Source organism: Alcanivorax sp. HI0083 (assembly GCF_001635175.1).
Genome location: NZ_LWFX01000767.1, coordinates 1 through 515, shown reverse-complemented (window position 1 = coordinate 515; position 515 = coordinate 1). Strand labels below are relative to the sequence as shown.

General features: G+C 51.8%; 1 protein-coding gene. It reads left to right on the top strand.

Annotated features, from left to right (window positions below; genetic code table 11):
- Positions 1-515 (top strand): aminotransferase class I/II-fold pyridoxal phosphate-dependent enzyme (locus tag A3754_RS26030; RefSeq protein ID WP_369817588.1); only part of this gene is annotated, 515 nt, incomplete at both ends.

The window sequence follows — 515 nt, the reverse complement described above, 5'->3', positions numbered from 1 at the left end:
GCAGACAAAGTGACGAATATCGTTATGTATGTTCCTTTTAATCGCCCTTTAGTGCTTGGCTGTGAAAGCGATGCTATTGCTCAGGCGCTAGCTTACGGGGAGCTTGCAGGAGGCGGTAGGTATACCAAACGCTGTGAGGCTTGGTTGTCCCGCCATGCCAATACCAGTTCAAGCCTACTCACCCCATCGTGCACCCATGCGCTGGAGATGGCTGCTCTACTTGTTGATATCCAGCCAGGGGATGAGGTTATCATGCCGTCCTGGACTTTTGTCAGCACTGCTAATGCCTTCGTGTTACGGGGAGCTACCCCCGTTTTTGTCGATGTTCGCCTGGACACCTGTAACCTTGATGAGCGCCTCATAGAGCAGGCAATAACCCCAAAAACCAAGGGGATTGTGCCTGTTCACTATGCGGGCGTGAGCTGTGAGATGGATGCAATCATGGCTATTGCTGAGCGCTATGGTCTGTGGGTAATTGAAGACGCGGCTCAAGCGATGATGGCAACCTATAAAGA